Here is a 22,322-nt window from a genome sequence, read left to right on the forward strand (position 1 = left end):
AAGACGACACTTACTGCTGCGATCACGACGGTGCTGACGAACAAATATGGTGGAGAGATAAAATCCTATGCGCAGATAGATTCTGCGCCAGAAGAGCGCGCGCGCGGAATCACCATCAATACCTCTCATGTTGAATACGAAACTGCCAATCGGCATTATGCGCACGTCGATTGCCCGGGGCACGCTGATTATGTAAAAAACATGATTACTGGCGCGGCGCAGATGGATGGGGCGATTCTGGTCGTATCTTCAGCAGACGGACCAATGCCGCAGACGCGCGAACATATCTTGCTGGCACGGCAGGTCGGCGTACCTTACATCATTGTCTACATGAACAAGGCGGACATGGTGGACGATGCCGAATTGTTGGAACTGGTGGAGATGGAGATACGCGAGTTGCTTTCGAAATATGATTTTCCGGGCGATGACACGCCGATTATCACTGGGTCAGCGTTAAAGGCGCTGGAGGGGGATCAGAGCGAGATTGGGCAACCTTCGATATTCAAATTGGCAGAAGCGCTGGATACCTATATACCTGAGCCGGAGCGTGCAATTGATGGCGCGTTTATTATGCCGGTTGAAGACGTATTTTCTATCTCTGGTCGGGGTACGGTGGTGACGGGGCGTGTAGAGCGTGGCGTCATAAAGGTTGGAGAAGAGATAGAGATTGTTGGGTTGCGGCCTACGATCAAAACTGTTTGCACGGGCGTGGAAATGTTCCGCAAGTTGCTTGATCAGGGGCAAGCGGGAGATAATGTTGGTGTGTTATTGCGTGGCACCAAGCGGGAAGAGGTTGAGCGTGGTCAGGTGCTGGCTAAGCCGGGCAGTATTCTTCCGCATACCAAATTTGCTGCAGAAATTTATGTGTTGAGTAAGGAAGAGGGTGGTCGGCACACACCATTCTTTGCTGGCTATCGCCCGCAATTTTACTTTCGTACAACGGATGTGACTGGATCGATAGAGTTGCCGGCTGGCACGGAAATGATCATGCCGGGCGACAACGTTTCGGTTACAGTAAATCTTATTGCACCCATTGCAATGGACGAAGGGTTGAGATTTGCTATTCGTGAAGGTGGGCGTACCGTTGGCGCTGGTGTTGTTGCAAAAGTGCTGGAGTGAAATCAAGATGGTAGAGTTTTTTTGGTTTGATTAGATCTCATCAGCAAGATAAAACAAGCTGAAACTATAAAAATAAGGTGTGCCAAATAGCCTGGTATATGAGTTAAGGGCGTGTTATAATGTCAGGCTTACCTGAAGAAAACAATATACATCGGAAAAGCTAATGCAGAACCAAAAAATACGGATACGCTTAAAAGCATTTGATTACCGTCTGATAGACAAATCAGCTATGGAGATTGTCGATACGGCAAAGCGTACCGGTGCAGTAGTCAGAGGGCCTGTACCATTGCCAACTAGAATTGAAAGATTTGATGTTTTGCGGTCGCCTCATGTAAACAAAACGTCACGAGATCAATTTGAGATACGTACGCATTTGAGGCTGATGGATATAATTGATCCAACGGATAAAACGGTTGATGCTTTGATGAAATTGGATTTGCCAGCAGGTGTTGATGTAGAGATAAAGTTGTAGAAGTTGGGTGAAGTTGAGCTAATAGAGGATGCTCGGCAAACGAATTTATAAATAAACTTCAAAGTTGGTGAGCGCAGGGGATTTTGATGAAACCAGGATTGGTCGGTAAAAAAATAGGAATGTCTAGAGTATTTGCCGAGTCTGGGCAAAGTATTCCAGTTACTATTCTCGATGTATCTGATAACAGGGTTGTTCAGATAAAGAACAGCAAAACAGACGGGTATGCGGCTGTACAGGTTACTTATGGTAGCCAGAAGGCCAATAGAATTACAAAGGCTGAGTCAGGGCATTTTGCTCGTGCTGGTGTAGAGGCGGGTGTTGCTGTTCAAGAATTTCGCGTAGATGAGGCGACATTAAAAATGCTTGATCTTGGTCAGAAAATTGACATCAGTAGCTTTGAGATCGGCGAAAAAGTAGATGTGACGGGTGTAACAATTGGGAAGGGATTTGCCGGGACAATCAAGAGGCACCATTTTTCTTCTAATCGTGCTAGTCATGGTAATTCTAAGGCACATAGGAAGGCTGGTTCTATTGGTATGGCTCAGGATCCAGGGAGAGTTTTTCCCGGGAAAAAAATGTCTGGAAGGCTGGGTGGGCAAAAAAACACGACACAGAATTTAGAAATTGCTAGGCTCGATAATGAGCGTAGTTTGATCTACATAAAAGGTGCCGTATCGGGCGCTAAAGGTGGTATTGTGGTCATTAAGCCTGGGGTAAAGCAGCAAAACAAATAAGCACCCTGGTTAGATCGTTAACTAAAATAATATGCGAGTAGGAAGCAGTGAAAATTCCATGTTTAGATAAAACTGGCAAAGAAGATATCGTAGTTGCGGATGCTATTTTCAATAGAGCTTTTAATGAGCCATTAATACATCAATTAGTTAATTCGTATCTTGCAAATGCAAGATCGGGAACGCGTGCTCAAAAGGGCAGATCGGATGTTTCAGGGTCGACACGTAAACAGTGGAGGCAAAAGGGGACAGGTAGAGCAAGGACAGGCTCTGCTGCTAATCCGATTTGGCGGGGAGGCGGCAAAATATTCCCAAATAAGCCTAATGAAAATTTTTCTCATAAAATTAATAGAAAAATGTATAGGGCGGGTATCTGTTCTATACTTTCGCAGTTGGTGAGAGATGAGAGATTGAAAGTGAGTAATGAATTTATGGTTACTCGGCCGAAAACAAGTGATCTTGCTCGCAAATTAGATCAGTATGGTATCTCAAATGCGATGATTATCACTGATGAGTTTGATAATAATTTGTATTTGGCGTCAAGAAATATGTCTGGCGTAAGGGTGTTTGATCTGTCGCACATGGATCCGGTCAGCTTGCTTCAGTATAATGATATTATCTTTACACGTGAAGCAATATCAAAAATCGAAGGATTGTTATTATGAGTGTCGGCTTAATTACATTGGAACGGGCTTGTAACTTAATAATTATTCCACAGGTGTCTGAGAAAGCAACATTCATCGCAGAAAAAAATAATCAGATTATTTTTTATGTGGCCAAAGATTCTAACAAAATTGAAATTAAGGAAGCGATTGAGCTGATATGGAAAAAACAAAACATACAGGTCGAAAGTGTGCAGATTTCAAATTTAAAGGGAAAAAAGAAAAGATTTGGTAGGAATTTTGGTAGTAAAAATGATCGTAAGAAAGCATATGTGAGTATTAAGGGAAAACAAGAAATTGACTTTACAGATGTAAAGTTATTTGAGGATAAGTAATGCCGCTCGTCAAAACAAAACCAACTTCTCCTGGTAGAAGGAGTGTTATCAGGCTTGTTGATCAGAAATTATACGCCGGTCGTCCAATTGCATCGCTAACTGAAAGAAATAAAAAATCAGCGGGTAGAAATAATTCAGGGAAAATCACGGTTAGGCATATCGGTGGCGGCCATAAGCATCATTATCGAAAGATAGATTTTTGCCGCAATAAAGATGGTATTTTTGCCAAGGTGGAAAGAATTGAATACGATCCAAACCGTAATGCGCATATTGCGCTTCTATGTTATGCGGATGGCGAGAGGCGGTATATTATTGCCCCGAAGGATATAGAAGTTGGGACTGTCATCGTCAGCGGCCAAAATTCTCCGGTGAAGCCGGGTAATGCGTTACCATTACGTGAAATACCCATTGGTAGTATCGTGCACTGTGTTGAGCTCAGGCCAGGGAAGGGGGCTCAGCTTGCCAGATCAGCAGGTACTTCTGTCCAGCATATGGCGCGTGATGGAATGTATTCGCAAGTTAAGTTGAGATCTGGTGAGATTAGAAAGATACACATTGATTGCAGGGCGACAATTGGTGAAGTGGGTAATTCAGAATATAACTTGAAATCTATAGGTAAAGCCGGAGCGGTGCGCTGGCGTGGTGTTAGACCCACTGTGCGTGGTGTGGTAATGAATCCAGTCGACCATCCTCACGGTGGAGGTGAGGGAAAAACTGCAGCGGGTCGTCATCCAGTGAGTCCGTGGGGTACTCCAGCTAAAGGTGGGAGAACCCGAAGAAATAAAAGAACAAGTGGTATGATTTTACGTGCAAGATACGCGAGAAAAGGGTAATCGAAATGAGTCGTTCCATTGCAAAAGGGCCGTTTGTAGATTTGCATTTAATGAATAAAGTTTTGGCTTCAAGGGAAAAAAATGACAAAAGGCCAATAAAAACATGGTCAAGGCGCTCAACAATTTTGCCAAATTTTATCGGGCTTACGATAGCGGTGCATAACGGAAGACAGCATGTGCCAGTTTATGTTACAGAGAATATGGTCGGCCATAAATTGGGCGAGTTTTCGCATACGAGAACCTTTAAGGGTCATGCTGGCGATAAAAAAACTGTAACAAGTAGGCGATAAGAGGTTAATAACATGCAAACAGTTGCGAAATTACGTGGTGTAAGACTGTCAGCTCAAAAAGGTCGGCTTGTTGCCGATCAAATAAGAGGCTTGTCCGTTGGCAATGCTATTAAATTACTTACTTTTAGTCCAAAGAAAGGGGCTGGTATTGTGCTCAAGCTGCTGGAGTCCGCAGTAGCAAATGCAGAGCATAATGATGGTTCCGATATAGACGAGTTGCTGGTTCAAACAATTTATGTAGATCAGGGAACATCACTTAAGCGAACCAGTGCGAGAGCTAAAGGAAGAGGAAACAGAATTGTCAAGCCGACTTGTCATATATTGTTAACTGTTGGTAACTAAAAATCATTTATAGGTTTCTTTGATCATGGGACAAAAGATTAATCCAACAGGATTTAGATTGGCCTTGCTAAAAAATTGGTCGTCGCGCTGGTATGCTAATTCCAGAAAATTTCCTGGATTTTTAGCTGAAGATATCAAAGTTCGTAGGTTTCTGAGTAATAAGCTTGTAAATGCCTCAGTTGGGGGTGTTGTCATTGAGCGGCCTTCGAAAAATGCTCGTATAACAATTCATACATCTAGACCAGGTATAGTAATTGGAAAGAAAGGAGAAGATATTGAGCTTCTTCGTCGCGAAGTTGAAAAATTAATGAATGTGCCTGTGCATATTAATATTGAAGAAATTCGTAAACCAGAAATTGATGCACAGTTAATTGCGCTGAATATAACGCATCAACTTGAAAAACGCATAATGTTTAGGCGCGCAATGAAGCGTGCAATACAAAATGCGATGAGGCTTGGTGCTCAAGGTGTCAAAATTATGAGTTCGGGCAGGTTAAACGGTATTGAAATTGCTAGAACTGAGTGGTATAGGGAGGGTCGTGTTCCTCTCCATACCTTGCGGGCCAACATTGATTATGCAACGGCTGAAGCTAAAACAACTTATGGCATTATTGGCGTTAAAGTATGGGTATTCAAGAGCTAAGATGTAATTTTTTAAAGAGCCCCGCCTTATTTCTTAATAAAGTCGATGATTATTTTTTCAAATAAAAATTAATAAATTTTTAATAAAAGGGCTTATTCGCATGCTACAGCCAGCCAGATTAAAATATAGAAAACAACATAAAGGCAGAAATACCGGCGTTGCTACAAGAGGTGCAAAAGTTAGCTTCGGTGAGTATGGATTAAAAGCGATTGGTCGTGGGAGGTTAACTTCGCGACAAATAGAGTCTGCTCGTCGGGCTATGACTAGACACATTAAACGTGGCGGACGAATTTGGATAAGAATTTTTCCAGATAAGCCTATTTCTCAAAAACCGGCCGAAGTAAGAATGGGTAAAGGTAAGGGTAATCCGGAATATTACGTAGCTGAGATACAACCAGGTAAAATGCTTTATGAAATGGATGGGGTAGACGAAATTTTAGCTCGAGAAGCTTTTAGGTTGGCGTCGGCTAAGTTGCCAATTTTAACAACGTTTGTAACGCGGCAATTTTAAAAAATGAAAGTGTCTGAACTCAATCATAAAAGTATTACTGATTTAAAAAAAGAATTGATCGTTCTTAAAAGAACTCAATTTGGTCTGAGGCTAAGACATGGTACTCAGCAGTTGGAAAATACGAGCCAAATTAAATCTGTGCGTAGAAATATAGCACGTGTAAAGACTTTTATAAGTCAGAAATTGAAATAATCTTATGAACGCAAATAAATCAACAAATTTTCTAGTTGGCCGGGTTGTGAGTAGTAGTCGCGACAAAACGATTGCAGTCAGAATTGATAGAAAAGTAAAGCATCCTTTATATGGAAAAATACTTATAAAATCTAATAAGTTGCATGCTCACGATGAGAATAATCAGTATAAGGTTGGCGATATTGTTACTATCTATGAAACTAGACCAATTTCAAAAACAAAATCTTGGCAAGTAATTCCGCCCGCGAATTAATTTGTTATAGACCTTGTGAATTTCTAACTAATTAATAATCCAGGTTATTTAAATTATGATACAGATGCAAACTAGGCTGCAGGTTGCAGACAATACCGGTGCACGATCAGTTATGTGCATTAAGGTGCTTGGAGGATCAAAACGCCGTTTTGCTAATATTGGAGATATTATAAAGGTTGCCATCAAGGATGCCGCGCCGAGAGGTAGAGTTAAAAAAGGTGAAGTTTATAATGCTGTAGTCGTTAGAACCGCTAAAGGTGTTCGGCGTACAGATGGATCATTAATTAAGTTTGATAACAATGCAGCAGTTATTCTTAACGCGAAACTGGAGCCAATAGGTACTCGTATTTTTGGTCCGGTTACTCGTGAGTTGAGAACTGCTAAGTTTATGAAAATTGTTTCATTGGCACCCGAAGTAATATAAGCGTTCATATGAAAAAAATTCGAAAAGGTGATGAAGTTTTAGTAATCACTGGTAAAGATAAAGGAAAAAGGTCTACTATTATAGGCTTTAAATCAACTGAATTAGTTTTGGTACAAGATGTTAATAAAGTTAAAAAACATGTTAAGCCTAATCCACATAAAAATGAAACTGGTGGTATTAAAGAGATTGTAAAACCGATTCATATCTCTAACATAGCAATATATAATTTTAGCACCCAGAAAGCTGATCGTATAGGTTTCAAATCTGACGAGGCAGGTAATAAATACCGTATCTTTAAAAGTAATGGAAGCCCTGTTGATAACTAGAAGTAAAAATAATATATGACAAGATTATTTGAATACTATAAACAAACTATAATTACAGAACTGATTAGTAAGTTTGATTATAAGTCTGTTATGGAAGTCCCAAAGATAAATAAAATAGTGCTTAATATGGGGTTGGGCGAAGCATCAACTGATAAGAAGATAGTTGAAAGCGCAATTAAAGAGTTGGAGAAAATAGCTGGTCAACGACCGGTCATTACTAAAGCTAGAAAATCAATAGCAGCTTTTAAGATACGTGAAAATTACCCTGTAGGTTGCATGGTGACTCTTAGAGGCAAGAAAATGTACGAGTTTCTTGATAGACTTGTCAGTATAGCTATACCGAGAATTCGTGACTTTAGAGGCTTACAGGGAAAAGGTTTCGATGGGCGTGGCAATTTTAATATGGGTATCAAGGAACAAATAATTTTTCCTGAAATTGATTATGATAAGATTGAAAATGTTCGAGGATTAAACATTACACTGACAACGAATGCCAGGACAGATCGAGAGGCGAAAGCTCTTCTCTCGGCATTTCGCTTCCCTTTCAAGGCTTGAGGTTAATTTTGGCTAAAATATCAGTAATTAATCGTAACATTAAACGAGAAAAAATTATAAATTCCTTTTTGGTCAAGCGTAAAGAGATTTTTTCTATATTAGATGACCCTAAAATTGATGAAATGGAGAAAAGTTTGGCGCGAGAGCAGTTGCAAAAGCTTCCACGAGATTCGTCGCCTGTCCGCTATAGGAAAAGATGTTCGTTAACCGGTAGACCTAGGGGTGTATTTAAAAAATTCGGTTTGTGTAGAATTAAATTAAGAGAAATCGCAATGAGTGGTCAGATACCTGGAATAACGAAAGCAAGCTGGTAAATATTTTTCATCTATGTAATGAATTGACAATTTTATGTGTATATCCGATCCAGTTTCAGACATGCTAACTAGAATCCGCAATGGGCAACTAGCGGGTAAAGTTAATGTAGAAATGCCTTCATCTAAATTAAAAGTAATGATGCTTGAAGTACTGCAGTCAGAAGGCTACATAAACGATTTTGAAATACATAAGAATGGTAATAAGACCTCTCTAACTGTCCGCCTTAAATATCAGGATAATCATAGGGTTATTGATTTTATTCAGAGAAAAAGTCGCCCCGGCTTAAGGATTTATAAGGGTCGCGATGCTATACCGGACGTGATGAATGGCCTTGGTATTTCTATTATCTCCACTTCTAAAGGTGTTATGACTGGACGTAATGCGAAAGCTCATGGAATAGGTGGTGAATTATTATGCATTGTTACTTAAACTAGGTGAGAAGCCCATGTCCGTTATTTGTTGTTCTGCTAAACCAATTAATTTTCCGTCTAATGTTATGGTGGAGCTTGCTGGCAATGTGGTTAAAGTATCAGGTCCTCTAGGCAAGTTGGATCAAATCTTGAATTTAGAAACAATCTCAATTGAGATTGAGCCGCTAGTATTACGCTTACATGCGATTAGCGGTGCACAGCAGGCTAGAGCGATGCTTGGCACTCTTCGAGCGCTAATTATGAATATGATTAAAGGCGTAAGCGCTGGTTTCGAGAAAAAATTAATTTTGGTTGGGGTAGGGTATCGCGCTCAACTCAGTGGTAGAAGTATCAATCTTAGCCTTGGACTTTCTCATCCGGTGATTTATGAGTTGCCGGAAGGTGTCGATGCAATTGTATCGACACCAACAGAAATCGTTATTAAAGGAATCGATAAACAGAAGGTTGGGCAGACTGGTGCGGAAATTAGATTTTTTCGTAAACCTGAGCCATATAAAGGCAAGGGTATAAGATATTCTGATGAAGTCATTCAACTGAAAGAGACAAAGAAAAAGTAAGATATTTATGCAAAATACTAAACAAAATAGGTTGCGTCGCGCTAAAGAGACGCGTATAAAGATTGAAAAGTCTGGTAAATATCGTTTGGTTGTTAATAGAACTAACAAACATATCTATGCCCAAATATTTGACAGTCAAAAGAAAGAGATTTTGGTTAGTGCCTCAACATTAGAAAAATCCATAAAAGCAAAAATATTAAATGGCTGTACCGTCGAAGCAGCAAAAGTTGTTGGCGAGCTAATAGCGCAAAAGTCTCTTGAAAAAAATATAAATGAAGTTGCATTTGATCGTTCTGGTTTTAAGTATCACGGACGCGTTAAAGCGCTGGCGGACAGTGCTCGCAGTGCCGGTATGAAGTTTTAAAGGGAGTATACTGTGGCAAAAGCAACAAGATCCTCTGCTTCTGGCGAAAAAAATCGCGATGAAGCTAAAAGTGATGGCCTTAATGAAAAAATGGTTGCGATCAATCGAGTCACAAAGGTTGTTAAAGGTGGTCGTATTTTAGGTTTTGCTGCATTAACAGTGGTCGGCGATGGAAAAGGATCTATAGGGATGGGGAAAGGTAAGTCTCGAGAGGTTCCGGTTGCTGTACAAAAAGCCATGGAAGAAGCGCGAATTAAAATGGTCAAGATTAATCTTATAGATGGCACGCTTCATCACGCTATTATTGGGCATCATGGTGCAGCTAAAGTCTATATGCAACCCGCTTCAGAGGGTACGGGCATTATTGCAGGTGGTCCTATGCGTGCAGTATTTGAAGTAATGGGTGTTCATAATATCTTGGCTAAATGTATCGGGTCGACGAACCCCTATAATATTGTACGCGCAACTATCGATGGTCTTAGCAAAATAAAAACTCCTGCTATGATAGCTTCCAAAAGAAATAAAACAATTGAAGAGATAACAGGGAACTAAGCAATGTCTTCTGGCAATGTATTGAGAATAACATTAATAAAAAGCTTGATTGGGACAAAACGTACGCATAGAAAAAATGTGATCGGTTTGGGTCTTAAAAAAATAAATAGCAGAGCTGAGTTGCCTAATAACCCTGCTATTAGAGGTATGATTAATAAGATTTCATACCTACTCAAAATCGAGGATTAAATTGAAACTTAATTGCGTTAAACCTGCTATAGGTGCTTTTATAGCCAAAAAAAGAGTTGGAAGAGGTATAGGATGTGGTTTTGGTAAAACTTGCGGCAGAGGCCATAAAGGGCAAAAATCAAGAGCCGGGGGTTTCCACAAAGTTGGATTTGAGGGTGGACAGATGCCTCTGTATAGGCGGCTTCCTAAGAGGGGTTTTAAGGTTTTTGGTAGAGTTAAATGCGTGCAGGTCAAACTAAGCATAATTGCATCATTGGAGGCATCAATAATTGATATTGATGTATTAAGTAGACTTGGAATTGTAAAGAGCGTGACTTCGCGCGTTAAGATAATTAACGATAGTTATGTTTTATCCAAACCTCTTGAAATTAAAAATATAAGGGTATCGAAAAGTTGCAAATTAGCAATTGAGGGCGCTGGTGGTTTATTAATGAATACACTTGCTGAATAGCCATGTCTCGCCAACCTAAAGCTGCGGCAACTGGTAAGTTGCATGATCTTAAGAAGCGTTTGTGGTTTCTTTTGCTGGCATTGATAGTATATCGAATTGGCGCACATGTTCCCGTTCCTGGTATCGATCCGATTATCCTAAAGGATTTGTTTGAATCGCAGGAGAGTGGCATACTGGGAATGTTTAATATGTTTTCAGGTGGCGCGTTATCTCGTTTTTCTATTTTCGCTCTTGGCATAATGCCGTACATTTCAGCTTCGATTATTATGCAGCTTGGTACGGTTGCTGTACCGTCGCTGGAAGCCCTAAAAAAGGAGGGTGAGTCTGGTCGTCGAAAAATTACGCAATACACGCGATATGGTACCTTGTTATTAGCTACAGTACAAAGTTATGGAATTGCTATTGCGTTGCAATCGCAAGTAGGTTTAGTTATACAGCCTGGATTAACTTTCTTGATTACTACAATTGTTACTCTAGTAACTGGTACGATTTTCTTGATGTGGCTTGGTGAGCAAATTACTGAACGGGGCATAGGAAACGGAATTTCATTAATTATTTTCGCGGGAATTGCAGCTGGTTTGCCCAGCGCTGTAGGCGGAACCTTGGAACTTGTAAATACAGGTTCAATGCACTTTCTGGTTGCTATTTTGATTTTTATTGGCGCCTTGTTGGTTACTACTTTTGTTGTATTCGTTGAGCGCGGTCAGCGTAAGATATTGGTTAATTATGCTAAGCGCCAGGTTGGCAAACAAGTTGTTGGCGGCCAGACTTCGCATCTACCATTGAAATTGAATATGGCTGGGGTAATTCCTCCTATTTTTGCGTCGAGTTTAATTTTATTTCCGGCTACTTTAGCGGGATGGTTTTCTGACGATGGCTCTTTTTTCTGGTTGAAAGATTTTAGTGCTGCGCTCTCGCCGGGGCAACCTTTGTATGTTACTTTTTATGCGGGTTTGATTATTTTCTTTTGTTTTTTTTATACGGCACTCGTATTTAACCCTAGAGAAACATCGGATAATTTGAAAAAAAGTGGAGCTTTTATTCCCGGTATTAGACCAGGGGATCAAACTGCTAGGCATATTGAGCGTATAATGCTTCGATTAACACTTATTGGTTCTATTTATGTTACGGTTGTATGCCTGTTGCCTGAGTTCATGATTCTAAAATGGAACGTACCATTTTATTTTGGTGGAACTTCTTTGCTAATTATAGTCGTGGTTACTATGGATTTTATGGCTCAAGTACAATCACATGTGATGTCAAGTCAATATGATAGTTTGCTTAAGAAAGCTAATTTTAAAGCTGGTGTAGGAACTAGATAAGCGTATTATGGCTAAAGAAGAGACTATTCAGATGCAGGGAGAAGTATTAGAGACTTTGCCTAATGCGACTTTTAAAATAAAATTAGAAAATGATCATATCGTTCTGGGTCACATTTCAGGAAAAATGCGCATGAACTATATTAGAATTCTTCCTGGTGATAAAGTTACTGTTGATATGACCCCTTATGACTTGACTCGAGCGCGTATTACATTTAGAACAAAATAATGAAGTAAATGCCGACTAGATAATTAGATTTGTAAATAACAGTTTTTATGGAGGTTCTTTTGAGAGTAAGAGCATCAGTAAAAAAACTTTGCAGAAACTGCAAAGTTATTAAACGACATAAAGTGGTTCGTGTAATTTGTTCGGACAAGCGGCACAAGCAGCGTCAGGGCTAGGTTATTTTTATTTTTACAGGGTACATTTGAATGGCTCGAATTGCTGGTGTTAATGTTCCAGATAATAAACATATAAATATTGCTTTAGCTGCAATATATGGAATCGGACTTTCTTCTTCACAAAAAATTTGCTCAGCATTGGATATTATTCCTTCAACTAAAACGAAGGATATTCAAGATCATAAGCTTGATCAGTTGCGTGAGTACATGAGTCAGCTTGTCTTAGAAGGAGACCTTCGTCGAGAAACGACCATGAACATCAAGAGATTGATTGATCTTGGTTCATATCGTGGATTACGTCATCGTAAAGGTCTTCCTGTACGCGGTCAGAGAACCAAGACTAATGCTAGAACAAGAAAAGGACCGCGCAAAGCTGTGCGTGCTCGCTAATAATTCCCAACTGATTATTTAAGAAAACTAGGATACGCTATTAATGGTTAAATCTGTTTCCAAAAGCAAAAAAAAGATAAAAAAGAATGTGGTTGAAGGGATTGCGCACATTCATGCTTCTTTTAACAATACTATTGTAACGATATCAGATCGCCAAGGGAATGCACTTTCTTGGGCTACTTCCGGCGGAGTCGGTTTTAAAGGGTCGCGCAAAAGTACTCCTTTTGCAGCCCAAGTTGCGGCTGAGCAAGCAGGAAAGATCGCTATGGACTGTGGAGTCAAAAACCTTGAGGTTCATGTTAAGGGACCTGGGCCGGGCCGGGATTCAGCAGTAAGAGCGTTGAACGCATCTGGCTTCAAAATTATAAGTATTACGGATGTAACGCCGATACCGCACAATGGTTGCAGGCCACCGAAAAAACGTCGAATTTAAGGAATTGTTATGGCGAGAAATTTAACCCCAAAATGTAGGCAATGTAGGCGAGAAGGTGAGAAATTATTCCTTAAAGGCGAAAAATGTTTTAGCGACAAATGTGCAATAGAGCGCCGAAATTATCCGCCTGGACAGCATGGCCAGAAAAAGTCAAGGCAATCTGATTACGCTGTTCAGCTTAGAGAAAAACAGAAAATACGTAGAATTTATGGTTTACTTGAACGCCAATTTAGAAGAGCTTATCATCAAGCTGATCGGCACAAGGGCGTCACCGGTGAAAATCTACTTCAAATTTTGGAAAGTCGTTTAGATAATGTCGCTTTTAATATGGGCTTTGGAGCTTCTAGGGCTGAATCAAGGCAAGTTGTAAAACATAATGCGATTTTAGTAAATGGAGTTAAAGTTAATATTCCTTCTTTCCAGGTTTCGCCTGGAGATAAAATCCAGGTGGCCGATCATGCAAAAAATCACCTGAGAATAAAGGCATCTACTGAGATTGCAAAACGTAGGAACTACCCCGTATGGATGGATGTTGATAGCCAAAATTTATCTGGGATATATAAAAGCAGGCCTGATCGTAGTGATCTATCTTCGACGATTAATGAATCTCTAGTAGTAGAACTTTATTCTAAATAACATGCAGTTCTTTGGTTATATTTATGTCATCTATAAGTTTTCTTACACCCAGAATAGTAGAAGTTAATAGTATTTCACCTATTCATGCCAAAGTTGTTATGGAACCCTTTGAAAGGGGGTTCGGTTATACTCTGGGGAATGCACTTCGACGCGTGCTTTTATCTTCGGTACCTGGCTGCTCGCCGACCAAGGTTAAAATTACTGGTGTTGTTCATGAATATTCTACCTTGGATGGTATTCAAGAAGATGTTGTTGACCTTATCCTAAATATCAAGGGTATAGTAATTAAACTTCATAATAACCAGTCACATTCGATCTTAACCTTAAGAAAAAATACATCCGGGGTCGTAGTTGCGGGAGATATAGAGTCTTCTCACGATGTCGAAATTATTAATCCGGATCATGTGATTGCGCATATTACTAGCGGCGGCACGCTTGATTTGCAGATAACTGTTGAGAAAGGTAGGGGATATTCTCCTGCTAGTATGAGACCTAATTTGGATTCCGGTGCGTCTATTGGTGAGATTCTTTTAGATGCATCTTTTAGCCCAGTGAGGCGGGTAAGTTTTAATATTGAAAATGCTCGTGTTGAACAACGCACTGATCTGGATAAATTAATTATTGATATTGAGACTGATGGTTCTGTAGACCCTGAAGAAGCGATTCGTTTTGGTGCGCGCGTGTTGGTTGATCAATTTTCTTTTTTTACAGACCTTGAGAGCACTCCTCTTCCTAAGGAAATCCCTAGGTCTCCTGCTATTGATCCTGTTTTGTTAAAGCCTGTTGATGATTTAGAGTTAACCGTGCGCTCAGCTAATTGCCTTAAGGTCGAAAATATTTTTTACATAGGTGATCTTATCCAGCGAACTGAAGCCGAGCTTTTACGGACACCTAATTTGGGCAGAAAATCCTTGAATGAAATCAAGGAAGTTCTTGCAACAAGAGATCTATCCCTAGGTATGAAATTAGATAATTGGCCCCCAGCTAATCTCGAAAATTATGTAAAGGAAACTGGTAATGCGACATCGTAATGGGTTACGTAAGCTTAATAGGACCTCAAGTCATCGTTTGGCGATGTTACGTAATATGACTAATTCCTTATTACTTCACGAGACTATAATAACTACACTTCCTAAAGCAAAGGAATTAAGAAGAGTTGTTGAGCCTGTTATCACTCTTGGAAAAACCCCTTCGCTTGCTAATAAACGACTTGCCTTTAATAGATTGCGTGATAGGGATATGGTTGTTAAGGTTTTTTCTGAGTTTGCGGAGCGATATGCGGCCAGAAATGGTGGTTATTTAAGAATTCTGAGAAATGGCTTCAGAAAAGGTGATAATGCCCCAATGGCTCTTGTAGAATTACTTGATCAGCCAGATAAAAAGATGAGTTCTATTCAAGATGCTTCCGATAGTACGGACTGAGGCTAAGCGGGGCTTATAGCACTAGTATACTAGGCGATAATTCCCTGCTGATATGTAAATTTTTGCTTTATAAGTTTTATTTATTAGTACGATGTACTAATAAAGTACATATTCGGCAGCACGGGGGTCACTAGCTTTTTTTAATTTATCAGTGGCTTTATCAAAAATTATCAGTTGCATGTTCCCCCACTTACGATTAGCCTCAGTAACCTCATGTCCTTTTTCTTTTAAAGCATTGACCCAATTTTTATTAAACCCATCAGCTTCAATTAGCACTTCATCAGGAAGGTATTGATGATGGTAGCGTGGATTTGATATTAATGATGTTATCTCTGTCTGTTGTTTATCAATAAAACTTATAATTATCAGCAGCATGCTGCTGATAATGCGCGCCCCTCCTGGTGTTCCTCCTATTAAAATACTGTGATTGTTTTCGACGAAGATCGGTGACATGCTTGATAAAGGTCGTTTACCCGGCTTGATCGTGTTTGCTAAACTCCCGCGCAATCCATAAATATTCGATGCATTCAATGCAGTTGTGAAATCATCCATTTCACTATTAACCAGAATGCCTGTATTCCCTGCTACAAGACCAGAGCCGAAGAAAGTATTGATGCTTAAGGTGGTAGCTACGCGGTTGCCTTCGCTATCCATGATCGAAAAATGACTTGTATTCTCTCCTTCTTGTACCATATCTAAATTTTGTTGAGTTTTTGGAGTTAATGAGCGCAATCTAAATTGAGACTGTGTATCGTCTCTACATGCCAGCTCGTTGGGTTGTAGCTGTGATTGCGATGCTTCATCTAAATTAATTGTCGTTGCCCGTCTAGCAGCGTAAGCCTTGCTGCTGAATTTCTCGATATCTACAATTACGAAATCCGTATCCCCAAAACAGTTGGTTCTATCTTCATATGCTCGTCGCATCGATTCGATGATGAGATGAGCTTGTTCAATATCATTCTTTTCTTTCAAATCGAATTGTTCCAGAATATTGAGCGCTTGTGCCAGCGTTAATCCTCCTGCCGATGGCAGGCCTGCCGTTGTAATTTTAGCGTCTCGATACTGTATGTATGTTGGAGGTCGTTCGATAACTCGGTATTTCTCTAAATCTGCCTGTGTCCAAATCCCATTATTTGCATTGATTGAACGTATTAAATCGGTTGCAATCATTCCACGATAAAATCCTGACTCGCCATGTTTTCCTAATTTTGCTAGCGTCTTGGCAAGTTCCCGCTGGTAAAAGCGTTCTCCTTTTGCGGGAATCCGCCCATCTGGAGTAAAGATTCTGGCGCTAGCACTAAAGTGAGAAAGCTTTTGTTGGTGATTTGCAATGGCGTTAACGAGACGTGAATCGGCAATAAACCCTTTCCGTGCTAATCGAATTGCAGGTATTAGGTTGCGCATGAGGGAATTATTCCCATATTTCCTGGTAACATGCGCCAGTGCTGCAGGTGTACCTGGGATGGCAGCAGCCAACCCGCCTGTTAAGGAGGCATGAGGGATTAGGTTTCCATTATCATCAAGATACAAGGCCTCATGAGCGTTTTCGGGTGCGGTTTCACGTCCATCAATAATTATTTCAAAACCATCTCGTGCGCGATGCAAAAGCCAGAAACCACCTCCTCCCAAACCCGAGGCATAAGGCTCGACTACTGCTAGCGCTGCTGCTACAGCTACAGCTGCGTCAAATGCATTGCCACCTTGTTCCAGTATCTGCTCTCCAATTCTGGTTGCTAATGGGTGCGCTGTTACTACGGCATAGCCTGCATGATTTGCTGTCAAATACATGCTCAATATTAGGCAAATAATTGTTCTCATAAGGTTGCGATATATTTGTTTTCGTATGGCGGCCTTCATTTTCTTTCTCCCGTGTGATGAAAGTAATAGTCGCTTGTTTGTTTGACACGAACTGACCGAAACTGTAGCATCACGCGGCTTATAGTTTCAGGTGCCTTCAAGATAACAATCTTGAAGGTGAAACGGGAAACTGGTGCGTCTTTCTACCATAACTTTGTAAAGATCATTCCAGTGCTGCCCCCGCAACGGTAATTGAGCTCATTGTTTGCAAAATGCCACTGTGCAACCGCATGGGAAGGTGCAAACTTTAAGCAGCATCGCTCATAAGCCCGGAGACCGGCCTGAAGGCTATTTTTGGCACGATATTACGGAGGGTGATATTTGCGCAAAATAACGGGCCGTCGCCTACGACGGTATTACCGTTGTCTAGTTGCGTCTACTAGTTATTTCTCCGCATATCGTGATTTTATTAATTGACATCGCGCGGGTGTGCGTCGAGGAAAATAAGTATGGCAAAATTTTTTTTACCGGTGACTGGTCTTTTATATCTGGGCGTTTATGCTACCACAGTGTTGCCGGTCGGCAAGGTTTACGAGGAACCCATCGTTGTGACGGCAACCCGAACAGCTCAGACGGCAGATGCCACACTTGCAGCAGTTACGGTGATTACTCGCCAGGAGATTGAGCGTTTGCAAGCCAGATCTATTCAAGACCTGTTTCGTGGTCTGCCGGGTATCAATATTGCCAATAGTGGCGGACCGGGTAAGCATACGGCAGTTTTTATGCGTGGGACGGAGTCGGATCATATCCAGGTTTTGATCGATGGTATCCGCGTCGGTTCGGCGACTTCCGGTACAACTTTATTTGAGAATATCCCCATCGAACAGGTCGAGCGTATTGAAATTGTGCGTGGTCCACGTTCTAGTTTATACGGTACAGAAGCAATCGGCGGTGTTATCCAGATTTTTACTCGCGAGGGTGAAAGAAAAGGTAAACCCAGCTTGAGTTTGGGTGGTGGTAGTTACGCCACGCTGAATGGCTCTGCCAATCTTTCCATGGGCAACGCACAAGGTTGGCTCAATCTGGGAGTCAGCGGAATTGGTACGGGAGGATTCAACGCTTGTCGCGGTTCGCCTGTTTCTGGGTGTTTTAATCCTGATCCAGATAAGGACAAGGATGGTTATCGTAATATTTCTGGTTCAGCCCGAACAGGGTATCGTTTTGCCAGCGGTCTTGAAATAGCAGCTAATTTTCTCCATGCTGCCGGTAAATCCGAGTTCGATGGAAGCCCATCTTTTGCGCTCAACAAATCGTTAATCACGCAGCAGGTTTTTGGTGGCTCTGCGAGCTTCTCCCCGCTGGATGCTTGGCGAATGAAATTGACTGCAGGACGAAGTCGAGAGAACCTGGATTCTTTTGAGGATAAAATCTTACAGACCCATTTTAATACCCAGCGTGATACGGTTATGCTGCAAAATGATTTGGCGCTGTTCGCTAATCAACTAACGACTCTTGGTGGCGATTACCAGTATGATCATGTCGACAGTACGACTCGTTTTGCAGTGGGCTCACGGTATAATTGGGGTGTTTTTGCACAACATCAGGCAACCATCGCTCGTTATAACCTGCAGGCATCATTGCGTTTGGACAACAATCAGCAATTTGGCAGGCACGTGACGGGAGGCATAGCCTGGGGTTATGCCCTAACGGATAGTACTCGCTTGCTAGCTAGCTTTGGCAGCGCCTTTAAGGCTCCCACCTTTAATGAACTATACTTTCCGAGCTTCAGCAATGCGGAACTACGACCAGAGGAATCCCGTAGTTTTGAGCTGGGCGCTAAAGGTAATACTGGCTGGGGAAATTGGTCACTTAATCTTTATGAAACTCATATTGATGATCTTATTTCATTTGATCTTAATAGTAATAGTATCGCCAATGTCGATAAAGCACTTATCCGTGGGGTTGAAGGCGTGCTCACTACTCTGATCAAGGGCTGGCATGTCAATATGAACCTTACTCTGCTTGACCCGGTTGACAAGTCTGCCGGATTCAACCGAGGCAATATTCTGGCGCGTCGCGCCCGACAATCGTTTCGCATTGACACCTTCCGCACTTATGGCGAATATGGTTTAGGCGTATTACTGTTGGCGGAAGGCCGACGCTACGATGATCCGGGCAATACACGCGAGCTTGATGGTTATGTTAAAGTCGACTTGCGCGCTGAGTATCAGATCAATACGCATTGGCGATTACAGGGGCGTATCGAGAATATTTTTGACAAGCAATATGAAACTGCCGCATTTTTCAATCAACCAGGAAGGAATTTTTTTGCTACTCTGCGCTATCAACCCTAATTCTTTGTAGAGGAGTTCCAGCATGCTCGTATTATCCGTCCGTAATCAAATAATCATAGGCAGTGTCCTAGCGGTACTGCTGATTATGACACGTAGTCATCATTTTTCTGCCATGCACACGCTGCCCGGTGCCTCCTGGGCAGTTTTCTTTCTAGCGGGGATATATCTCAGATCGGTATCATCACTGCCTTGGCTGCTGGCACTAACATGGCTACTGGATTTTTCAGCTTATAAATGGGGTAGCGGCAGCAGTGATTATTGTTTGACGTATGCTTACGCTTTTTTGCTGCCGGCGTACGGTTCGCTGTGGCTGGCTGGCCGTTGGTATGTTTCTCAATACCAGTTCTCCTGGCGCGGATTGCTGCCACTTTTCTCGAGCATGGCGGTGGGGCTGGTTCTTTGTGAGTTATTTTCTAGCGGAGGTTTCTATTTCTTTTCAGGCCGATTTATAGAGCCCACATTGATAGGTTTTGGTCAGCGTTTTGTAAACTATTTTCCACTTTATGTTGGATCTTTTCTGCTTTATACCGTAATTGCTATTGGTTTGCATAGTATTGTTAAAATTATCGCTAGTAATCGCAGCCTGCGGCAGGTAGTCAATGGATGAAACAGCGGAACTACCTACGCAGGAACAGCGTTATCGAATTCGCATGCAGCGTAAGAAAGCAGTTGTGGACTCAGCTATTGTACGTGCGGATAAAAAAAAAGGACTGCTTCTACTTCTGACCGGTAACGGCAAGGGTAAATCCAGTTCTGGCTTTGGCATGATCGCCCGCGCTTTGGGCCATGGTATGCGTGTTGGTGTGGCTCAGTTTATCAAGGGGCACTCGAATACGGGTGAGGAAGCTTTCTTTCGTCAGCAGAACAATGTTATCTGGCACGTGCTGGGAGAAGGCTTCACTTGGGATACGCAGGATCTGGTGCGCGATACGGCAACTGCCCAACGTGGCTGGAAGATTGCTCAGCAGATGTTGCAGGATTCATCACTGGACTTAATCCTTCTCGACGAACTTACTTACCCGCTTAAATATGGCTGGCTGGATTTGGCGACTGTACTAGATGATCTAAAAAACCGTCCAGCAATGCAACATGTTGTGATTACCGGACGTGGTGCTCCTGAGGCGCTGTATGCAGCAGTAGATACCGTTACGGAGATGCATGACAAAAAGCATGCTTTCCAAGCAGGCATTCAGGCACAAGCTGGTATCGACTTGTAGTAGCATCTTGCGTTACTTGTAGGCGACAGTTTTGATAGAGCTACGCAAGGTTGTATGTTCACAACAAATAAAACTGACTGCTTCATAAAGCGCTTTGGATTTCATATAAAACCAAATAGCTTATTTTCCACAAGTCCAGGTGGTTTGTTGATTTTCTACATGGGTTCACAGATGGCTTGCAACTTGGTTTTAAATTGAGTAGCATTGACCACTCTATCTGTGGGGAATTGTTTTGTAGTTTCGGTAAAAATCTCTTGATTACCCCTTTTTGCTTGAAAATAGATAGTCAAAAATTGTAGGTTATTAACTATAGCAACCAAAAGAGGGGGGGTCCGTTTTGCAAATTAATCTAAATAACTTAAAAAGCTCATCTCTCAGCCTGTGCGGTATTTTTCTTTTTGCCACCTGTGTTTATGCTGAAACAGATTATGAGCACGAGGCTTATCTTGAGGGGATTTATGATCAAGGGCTGATTGAAAGCGTGACCGGGTTTAAATATAACGAAACGAATTTTATGAAATCGTTAGGAATTAAATTTGGTGGCTGGACAGAGATCGGTTTTACAGGCAACCCTGATGATCCTAAAGGCACTAATGGCCCTGTTACGTTTAATGATGGTCCTAATGAATTCAAGTTGCATCAGGTCTATGGTTTTATTGAACGGGAAGTAGATACCAGTGCGAGCACGATTAATTTTGGCTTCCGAGCCGACCTATTATATGGCACCGATGCCCGTTTCTCAACGGCATCAAATTTTGACGTAAATATTCTGAATAGCGCTAGTGAACGTAAGCTAGTATTTCCGCAAATTTATGTCGATACTTTTTTACCAATTGGGAATGGTATAACTGCTACCGTTGGTCACTTTTATACTCTGATCGGATATGAGGTTGTGCCTTCCACTGGAAATTTCTTTTTCTCTCACGCCTATGCCATGCAATATGGTGAGCCATTTACTCATACCGGCGCGTTATTGTCATACCCCATTAATGAGAACATTACGATCAGGGGGGGCGTGGTGGCTGGCTGGGATGCTTTTTTTCATCAGCCTGCTAATTTTCTTGGCAGCGTGGCTTATACCACAGATGATGAGAGAACATCGTTGACCGCATCGTTGATTACCGGGGATGTGAAAACCGATGGTCTGAATAGTCAGCATAACCGTACCATGTATAGTCTTGTATTGGAGCATGACATTACAGAGAAATTACATTATGTGCTTCAGCATGATTTAGGTGTTGAGGCAAAAACTGCGCTGAGTCGTGCGGCGCAATGGTACGGGATAAATCAGTATTTATTCTATGATATTTTGCCAAGCTTAAGTATGGGCTTACGTGTTGAGTGGTTCCGAGATGATGACGGTGTCAGAGTACTTGGTAATGGAAGAGGTGAAAATTTTATTGGGGTGACGGGCGGATTGAACTATACTCCAATAGCTGGATTTACCTTGCGTCCGGAGGTGAGATATGATCGCTCAACAAGAGATGCGGCATTTAAAGATGGTAGAGACAATGATCAGATTTTACTGTCTATGAGTGGTATTTTTCGGTTTTAGAATGCTGGCTTATGGCATTGGATTGTGGGTGTTTGTTGCTTAGACAGACAAGGTATAGTGGTAGCTTCAGCATATATAATTAATATTTAGAATTAACAAGACGAAGCGATTAAGTTTGATATAAATAAGGAGAGAGACATGCATGCCGGATTTTGGCTGAAGGGAGTACTGCTAGCTTGTGGTTTGATGGTAGCTGGTGGGATACAGGCGAACATATCGTCGGTACCGGACGTAACGTATGAAGCACTGG

General features: G+C 41.5%; 34 protein-coding genes, 1 pseudogene and 1 riboswitch. Of the genes and pseudogenes, 34 read left to right on the forward strand and 1 reads right to left on the reverse strand.

What is annotated here, in order from left to right:
- From tuf to rplQ, 30 genes and pseudogenes are all read left to right on the forward strand, one after another.
- On the forward strand, positions 1-1,119 hold a 1,119-nt coding region (tuf, locus tag NSMM_RS05080), incomplete at its 5' end, for an elongation factor Tu (RefSeq protein WP_143001865.1).
- A 163-nt stretch (positions 1,120-1,282) separates the two neighbouring features.
- Complete coding sequence (gene rpsJ / locus NSMM_RS05085) at positions 1,283-1,591, forward strand: 30S ribosomal protein S10 (protein WP_090285252.1); 309 nt, start codon at positions 1,283-1,285, stop codon at positions 1,589-1,591.
- Between the two features lie 86 nt (positions 1,592-1,677).
- Positions 1,678-2,325, forward strand: coding sequence for a 50S ribosomal protein L3 (rplC, locus tag NSMM_RS05090; protein WP_090285254.1), 648 nt, complete (start codon positions 1,678-1,680; stop codon positions 2,323-2,325).
- Positions 2,326-2,372: 47 nt separating this feature from the next.
- Complete coding sequence (gene rplD, locus NSMM_RS05095) at positions 2,373-2,987, forward strand: 50S ribosomal protein L4 (RefSeq protein ID WP_090285256.1); 615 nt, start codon at positions 2,373-2,375, stop codon at positions 2,985-2,987.
- Positions 2,984-3,319 carry a 50S ribosomal protein L23 gene (gene rplW / locus NSMM_RS05100; RefSeq protein WP_090285258.1) on the forward strand — a complete coding sequence of 112 codons (336 nt, stop codon included), beginning with the start codon at positions 2,984-2,986 and terminating at the stop codon, positions 3,317-3,319. Before rplD ends, rplW begins: the two co-directional genes overlap by 4 nt.
- Positions 3,319-4,152, forward strand: coding sequence for a 50S ribosomal protein L2 (rplB, locus tag NSMM_RS05105; protein ID WP_090285260.1), 834 nt, complete (start codon positions 3,319-3,321; stop codon positions 4,150-4,152). Before rplW ends, rplB begins: the two co-directional genes overlap by 1 nt.
- A gap of 5 nt (positions 4,153-4,157) precedes the next feature.
- Complete coding sequence (gene rpsS / locus NSMM_RS05110; RefSeq protein ID WP_090285262.1) at positions 4,158-4,442, forward strand: 30S ribosomal protein S19; 285 nt, start codon at positions 4,158-4,160, stop codon at positions 4,440-4,442.
- A gap of 12 nt (positions 4,443-4,454) precedes the next feature.
- A complete protein-coding gene (rplV, locus tag NSMM_RS05115; protein ID WP_090285264.1) occupies positions 4,455-4,784 on the forward strand; it encodes a 50S ribosomal protein L22 in 330 nt (109 codons plus the stop codon).
- Between the two features lie 25 nt (positions 4,785-4,809).
- Positions 4,810-5,421 (forward strand): annotated as a pseudogene (rpsC, locus tag NSMM_RS05120) (30S ribosomal protein S3); the annotation flags it as partial.
- A 106-nt stretch (positions 5,422-5,527) separates the two neighbouring features.
- Positions 5,528-5,938, forward strand: a complete 411-nt coding sequence (rplP, locus tag NSMM_RS05125) for a 50S ribosomal protein L16 (protein WP_090285268.1) — start codon at positions 5,528-5,530, stop codon at positions 5,936-5,938.
- Between the two features lie 3 nt (positions 5,939-5,941).
- Positions 5,942-6,130, forward strand: coding sequence for a 50S ribosomal protein L29 (rpmC, locus tag NSMM_RS05130; protein ID WP_090285270.1), 189 nt, complete (start codon positions 5,942-5,944; stop codon positions 6,128-6,130).
- A gap of 4 nt (positions 6,131-6,134) precedes the next feature.
- Entirely contained in the window at positions 6,135-6,383 is a 249-nt protein-coding gene (rpsQ, locus tag NSMM_RS05135; protein ID WP_090285272.1) for a 30S ribosomal protein S17, read from the forward strand.
- Positions 6,384-6,438: 55 nt separating this feature from the next.
- The gene (gene rplN / locus NSMM_RS05140) at positions 6,439-6,807 is read left to right on the forward strand and encodes a 50S ribosomal protein L14 (protein ID WP_090285273.1); all 369 of its coding nucleotides are present in this window, start codon (positions 6,439-6,441) and stop codon (positions 6,805-6,807) included.
- An 8-nt stretch (positions 6,808-6,815) separates the two neighbouring features.
- Positions 6,816-7,133, forward strand: a complete 318-nt coding sequence (gene rplX, locus NSMM_RS05145) for a 50S ribosomal protein L24 (protein ID WP_090285275.1) — start codon at positions 6,816-6,818, stop codon at positions 7,131-7,133.
- A 15-nt stretch (positions 7,134-7,148) separates the two neighbouring features.
- Positions 7,149-7,688 carry a 50S ribosomal protein L5 gene (gene rplE, locus NSMM_RS05150; RefSeq protein ID WP_090285276.1) on the forward strand — a complete coding sequence of 180 codons (540 nt, stop codon included), beginning with the start codon at positions 7,149-7,151 and terminating at the stop codon, positions 7,686-7,688.
- 8 nt (positions 7,689-7,696) lie between these two features.
- On the forward strand, positions 7,697-8,002 hold the full coding sequence (rpsN, locus tag NSMM_RS05155; protein ID WP_090285278.1) for a 30S ribosomal protein S14: 306 nt from the start codon (positions 7,697-7,699) through the stop codon (positions 8,000-8,002).
- Between the two features lie 34 nt (positions 8,003-8,036).
- Positions 8,037-8,432: a 30S ribosomal protein S8 gene (gene rpsH, locus NSMM_RS05160; protein WP_090285280.1), complete on the forward strand. Its 396-nt coding sequence runs from the start codon at positions 8,037-8,039 to the stop codon at positions 8,430-8,432.
- Positions 8,433-8,448: 16 nt separating this feature from the next.
- Complete coding sequence (gene rplF / locus NSMM_RS05165; RefSeq protein ID WP_090285314.1) at positions 8,449-8,991, forward strand: 50S ribosomal protein L6; 543 nt, start codon at positions 8,449-8,451, stop codon at positions 8,989-8,991.
- Between the two features lie 7 nt (positions 8,992-8,998).
- On the forward strand, positions 8,999-9,355 hold the full coding sequence (rplR, locus tag NSMM_RS05170) for a 50S ribosomal protein L18 (RefSeq protein ID WP_090285282.1): 357 nt from the start codon (positions 8,999-9,001) through the stop codon (positions 9,353-9,355).
- Between the two features lie 90 nt (positions 9,356-9,445).
- Entirely contained in the window at positions 9,446-9,907 is a 462-nt protein-coding gene (rpsE, locus tag NSMM_RS05175; RefSeq protein ID WP_090285317.1) for a 30S ribosomal protein S5, read from the forward strand.
- A gap of 3 nt (positions 9,908-9,910) precedes the next feature.
- Positions 9,911-10,096 (forward strand): 50S ribosomal protein L30, encoded by a 186-nt coding sequence (rpmD, locus tag NSMM_RS05180; protein ID WP_090285284.1) that lies wholly within the window; start codon positions 9,911-9,913, stop codon positions 10,094-10,096.
- Between the two features lies 1 nt (position 10,097).
- Positions 10,098-10,547 (forward strand): 50S ribosomal protein L15, encoded by a 450-nt coding sequence (gene rplO / locus NSMM_RS05185; RefSeq protein WP_090285287.1) that lies wholly within the window; start codon positions 10,098-10,100, stop codon positions 10,545-10,547.
- A 2-nt stretch (positions 10,548-10,549) separates the two neighbouring features.
- A complete protein-coding gene (secY, locus tag NSMM_RS05190) occupies positions 10,550-11,869 on the forward strand; it encodes a preprotein translocase subunit SecY (RefSeq protein WP_090285289.1) in 1,320 nt (439 codons plus the stop codon).
- Positions 11,870-11,876: 7 nt separating this feature from the next.
- Positions 11,877-12,095 (forward strand): translation initiation factor IF-1, encoded by a 219-nt coding sequence (gene infA / locus NSMM_RS05195; RefSeq protein ID WP_090285291.1) that lies wholly within the window; start codon positions 11,877-11,879, stop codon positions 12,093-12,095.
- A gap of 59 nt (positions 12,096-12,154) precedes the next feature.
- Complete coding sequence (gene rpmJ, locus NSMM_RS05200) at positions 12,155-12,268, forward strand: 50S ribosomal protein L36 (RefSeq protein WP_090285319.1); 114 nt, start codon at positions 12,155-12,157, stop codon at positions 12,266-12,268.
- Positions 12,269-12,298: 30 nt separating this feature from the next.
- A complete protein-coding gene (gene rpsM, locus NSMM_RS05205; protein ID WP_090285294.1) occupies positions 12,299-12,658 on the forward strand; it encodes a 30S ribosomal protein S13 in 360 nt (119 codons plus the stop codon).
- A gap of 43 nt (positions 12,659-12,701) precedes the next feature.
- Entirely contained in the window at positions 12,702-13,091 is a 390-nt protein-coding gene (gene rpsK / locus NSMM_RS05210; RefSeq protein ID WP_090285296.1) for a 30S ribosomal protein S11, read from the forward strand.
- A gap of 9 nt (positions 13,092-13,100) precedes the next feature.
- Positions 13,101-13,727, forward strand: coding sequence for a 30S ribosomal protein S4 (gene rpsD, locus NSMM_RS05215; protein ID WP_090285298.1), 627 nt, complete (start codon positions 13,101-13,103; stop codon positions 13,725-13,727).
- Between the two features lie 23 nt (positions 13,728-13,750).
- Entirely contained in the window at positions 13,751-14,758 is a 1,008-nt protein-coding gene (locus tag NSMM_RS05220) for a DNA-directed RNA polymerase subunit alpha (protein WP_090285300.1), read from the forward strand.
- Positions 14,745-15,149, forward strand: coding sequence for a 50S ribosomal protein L17 (rplQ, locus tag NSMM_RS05225; protein WP_090285303.1), 405 nt, complete (start codon positions 14,745-14,747; stop codon positions 15,147-15,149). The genes NSMM_RS05220 and rplQ overlap by 14 nt, the downstream gene beginning before the upstream one ends.
- Before the next feature lie 96 nt (positions 15,150-15,245).
- On the opposite strand, the gene ggt is transcribed toward rplQ, so the two are convergent.
- On the reverse strand, positions 15,246-17,006 hold the full coding sequence (gene ggt / locus NSMM_RS05230) for a gamma-glutamyltransferase (RefSeq protein ID WP_090285305.1): 1,761 nt from the start codon (positions 17,004-17,006) through the stop codon (positions 15,246-15,248).
- Between the two features lie 73 nt (positions 17,007-17,079).
- A riboswitch (cobalamin riboswitch) is annotated at positions 17,080-17,305 on the forward strand.
- 150 nt (positions 17,306-17,455) lie between these two features.
- On the opposite strand from ggt, the gene btuB reads away from it, so the two are divergent.
- The 4 genes from btuB to NSMM_RS05250 all read left to right on the forward strand — a co-directional run bounded on the left by btuB (position 17,456) and on the right by NSMM_RS05250 (position 22,072).
- Positions 17,456-19,300 (forward strand): TonB-dependent vitamin B12 receptor, encoded by a 1,845-nt coding sequence (gene btuB / locus NSMM_RS05235; RefSeq protein ID WP_090285306.1) that lies wholly within the window; start codon positions 17,456-17,458, stop codon positions 19,298-19,300.
- 22 nt (positions 19,301-19,322) lie between these two features.
- On the forward strand, positions 19,323-19,907 hold the full coding sequence (locus NSMM_RS05240) for a hypothetical protein (RefSeq protein ID WP_090285308.1): 585 nt from the start codon (positions 19,323-19,325) through the stop codon (positions 19,905-19,907).
- Positions 19,900-20,517, forward strand: a complete 618-nt coding sequence (gene cobO, locus NSMM_RS05245; protein ID WP_090285310.1) for a cob(I)yrinic acid a,c-diamide adenosyltransferase — start codon at positions 19,900-19,902, stop codon at positions 20,515-20,517. Before NSMM_RS05240 ends, cobO begins: the two co-directional genes overlap by 8 nt.
- 337 nt (positions 20,518-20,854) lie before the next feature.
- A complete protein-coding gene (locus NSMM_RS05250) occupies positions 20,855-22,072 on the forward strand; it encodes a porin (protein ID WP_218121018.1) in 1,218 nt (405 codons plus the stop codon).
- Positions 22,073-22,322: the final 250 nt, after the last annotated feature.

It is taken from the genome of Nitrosomonas mobilis (assembly GCF_900103035.1).
Taxonomy (GTDB): domain Bacteria; phylum Pseudomonadota; class Gammaproteobacteria; order Burkholderiales; family Nitrosomonadaceae; genus Nitrosomonas; species Nitrosomonas mobilis.

Coding starts and splice junctions, on each gene's coding strand:
- rplB (WP_090285260.1), top strand. CDS start 3,319: ATGCCGCTCGTCAAAACAAAACCAACTTCTCCTGGTAGAAGGAGTGTT.
- rplW (WP_090285258.1), top strand. CDS start 2,984: ATGAGTGTCGGCTTAATTACATTGGAACGGGCTTGTAACTTAATAATT.
- infA (WP_090285291.1), top strand. CDS start 11,877: ATGGCTAAAGAAGAGACTATTCAGATGCAGGGAGAAGTATTAGAGACT.
- rpsD (WP_090285298.1), top strand. CDS start 13,101: ATGGCGAGAAATTTAACCCCAAAATGTAGGCAATGTAGGCGAGAAGGT.
- rplN (WP_090285273.1), top strand. CDS start 6,439: ATGATACAGATGCAAACTAGGCTGCAGGTTGCAGACAATACCGGTGCA.
- rpsK (WP_090285296.1), top strand. CDS start 12,702: ATGGTTAAATCTGTTTCCAAAAGCAAAAAAAAGATAAAAAAGAATGTG.
- rpsJ (WP_090285252.1), top strand. CDS start 1,283: ATGCAGAACCAAAAAATACGGATACGCTTAAAAGCATTTGATTACCGT.
- rplR (WP_090285282.1), top strand. CDS start 8,999: ATGCAAAATACTAAACAAAATAGGTTGCGTCGCGCTAAAGAGACGCGT.
- cobO (WP_090285310.1), top strand. CDS start 19,900: ATGGATGAAACAGCGGAACTACCTACGCAGGAACAGCGTTATCGAATT.
- rplP (WP_090285268.1), top strand. CDS start 5,528: ATGCTACAGCCAGCCAGATTAAAATATAGAAAACAACATAAAGGCAGA.
- rplV (WP_090285264.1), top strand. CDS start 4,455: ATGCAAACAGTTGCGAAATTACGTGGTGTAAGACTGTCAGCTCAAAAA.
- rpsE (WP_090285317.1), top strand. CDS start 9,446: ATGGTTGCGATCAATCGAGTCACAAAGGTTGTTAAAGGTGGTCGTATT.
- rplX (WP_090285275.1), top strand. CDS start 6,816: ATGAAAAAAATTCGAAAAGGTGATGAAGTTTTAGTAATCACTGGTAAA.
- rplQ (WP_090285303.1), top strand. CDS start 14,745: ATGCGACATCGTAATGGGTTACGTAAGCTTAATAGGACCTCAAGTCAT.
- rpmC (WP_090285270.1), top strand. CDS start 5,942: ATGAAAGTGTCTGAACTCAATCATAAAAGTATTACTGATTTAAAAAAA.
- rplF (WP_090285314.1), top strand. CDS start 8,449: ATGTCCGTTATTTGTTGTTCTGCTAAACCAATTAATTTTCCGTCTAAT.
- ggt (WP_090285305.1), bottom strand. CDS start 17,006: ATGAAGGCCGCCATACGAAAACAAATATATCGCAACCTTATGAGAACA.
- secY (WP_090285289.1), top strand. CDS start 10,550: ATGTCTCGCCAACCTAAAGCTGCGGCAACTGGTAAGTTGCATGATCTT.
- rpsQ (WP_090285272.1), top strand. CDS start 6,135: ATGAACGCAAATAAATCAACAAATTTTCTAGTTGGCCGGGTTGTGAGT.
- NSMM_RS05240 (WP_090285308.1), top strand. CDS start 19,323: ATGCTCGTATTATCCGTCCGTAATCAAATAATCATAGGCAGTGTCCTA.
- rplC (WP_090285254.1), top strand. CDS start 1,678: ATGAAACCAGGATTGGTCGGTAAAAAAATAGGAATGTCTAGAGTATTT.
- rpsH (WP_090285280.1), top strand. CDS start 8,037: ATGTGTATATCCGATCCAGTTTCAGACATGCTAACTAGAATCCGCAAT.
- rpmD (WP_090285284.1), top strand. CDS start 9,911: ATGTCTTCTGGCAATGTATTGAGAATAACATTAATAAAAAGCTTGATT.
- rplE (WP_090285276.1), top strand. CDS start 7,149: ATGACAAGATTATTTGAATACTATAAACAAACTATAATTACAGAACTG.
- rpsM (WP_090285294.1), top strand. CDS start 12,299: ATGGCTCGAATTGCTGGTGTTAATGTTCCAGATAATAAACATATAAAT.
- NSMM_RS05220 (WP_090285300.1), top strand. CDS start 13,751: ATGTCATCTATAAGTTTTCTTACACCCAGAATAGTAGAAGTTAATAGT.
- rpsS (WP_090285262.1), top strand. CDS start 4,158: ATGAGTCGTTCCATTGCAAAAGGGCCGTTTGTAGATTTGCATTTAATG.
- btuB (WP_090285306.1), top strand. CDS start 17,456: ATGGCAAAATTTTTTTTACCGGTGACTGGTCTTTTATATCTGGGCGTT.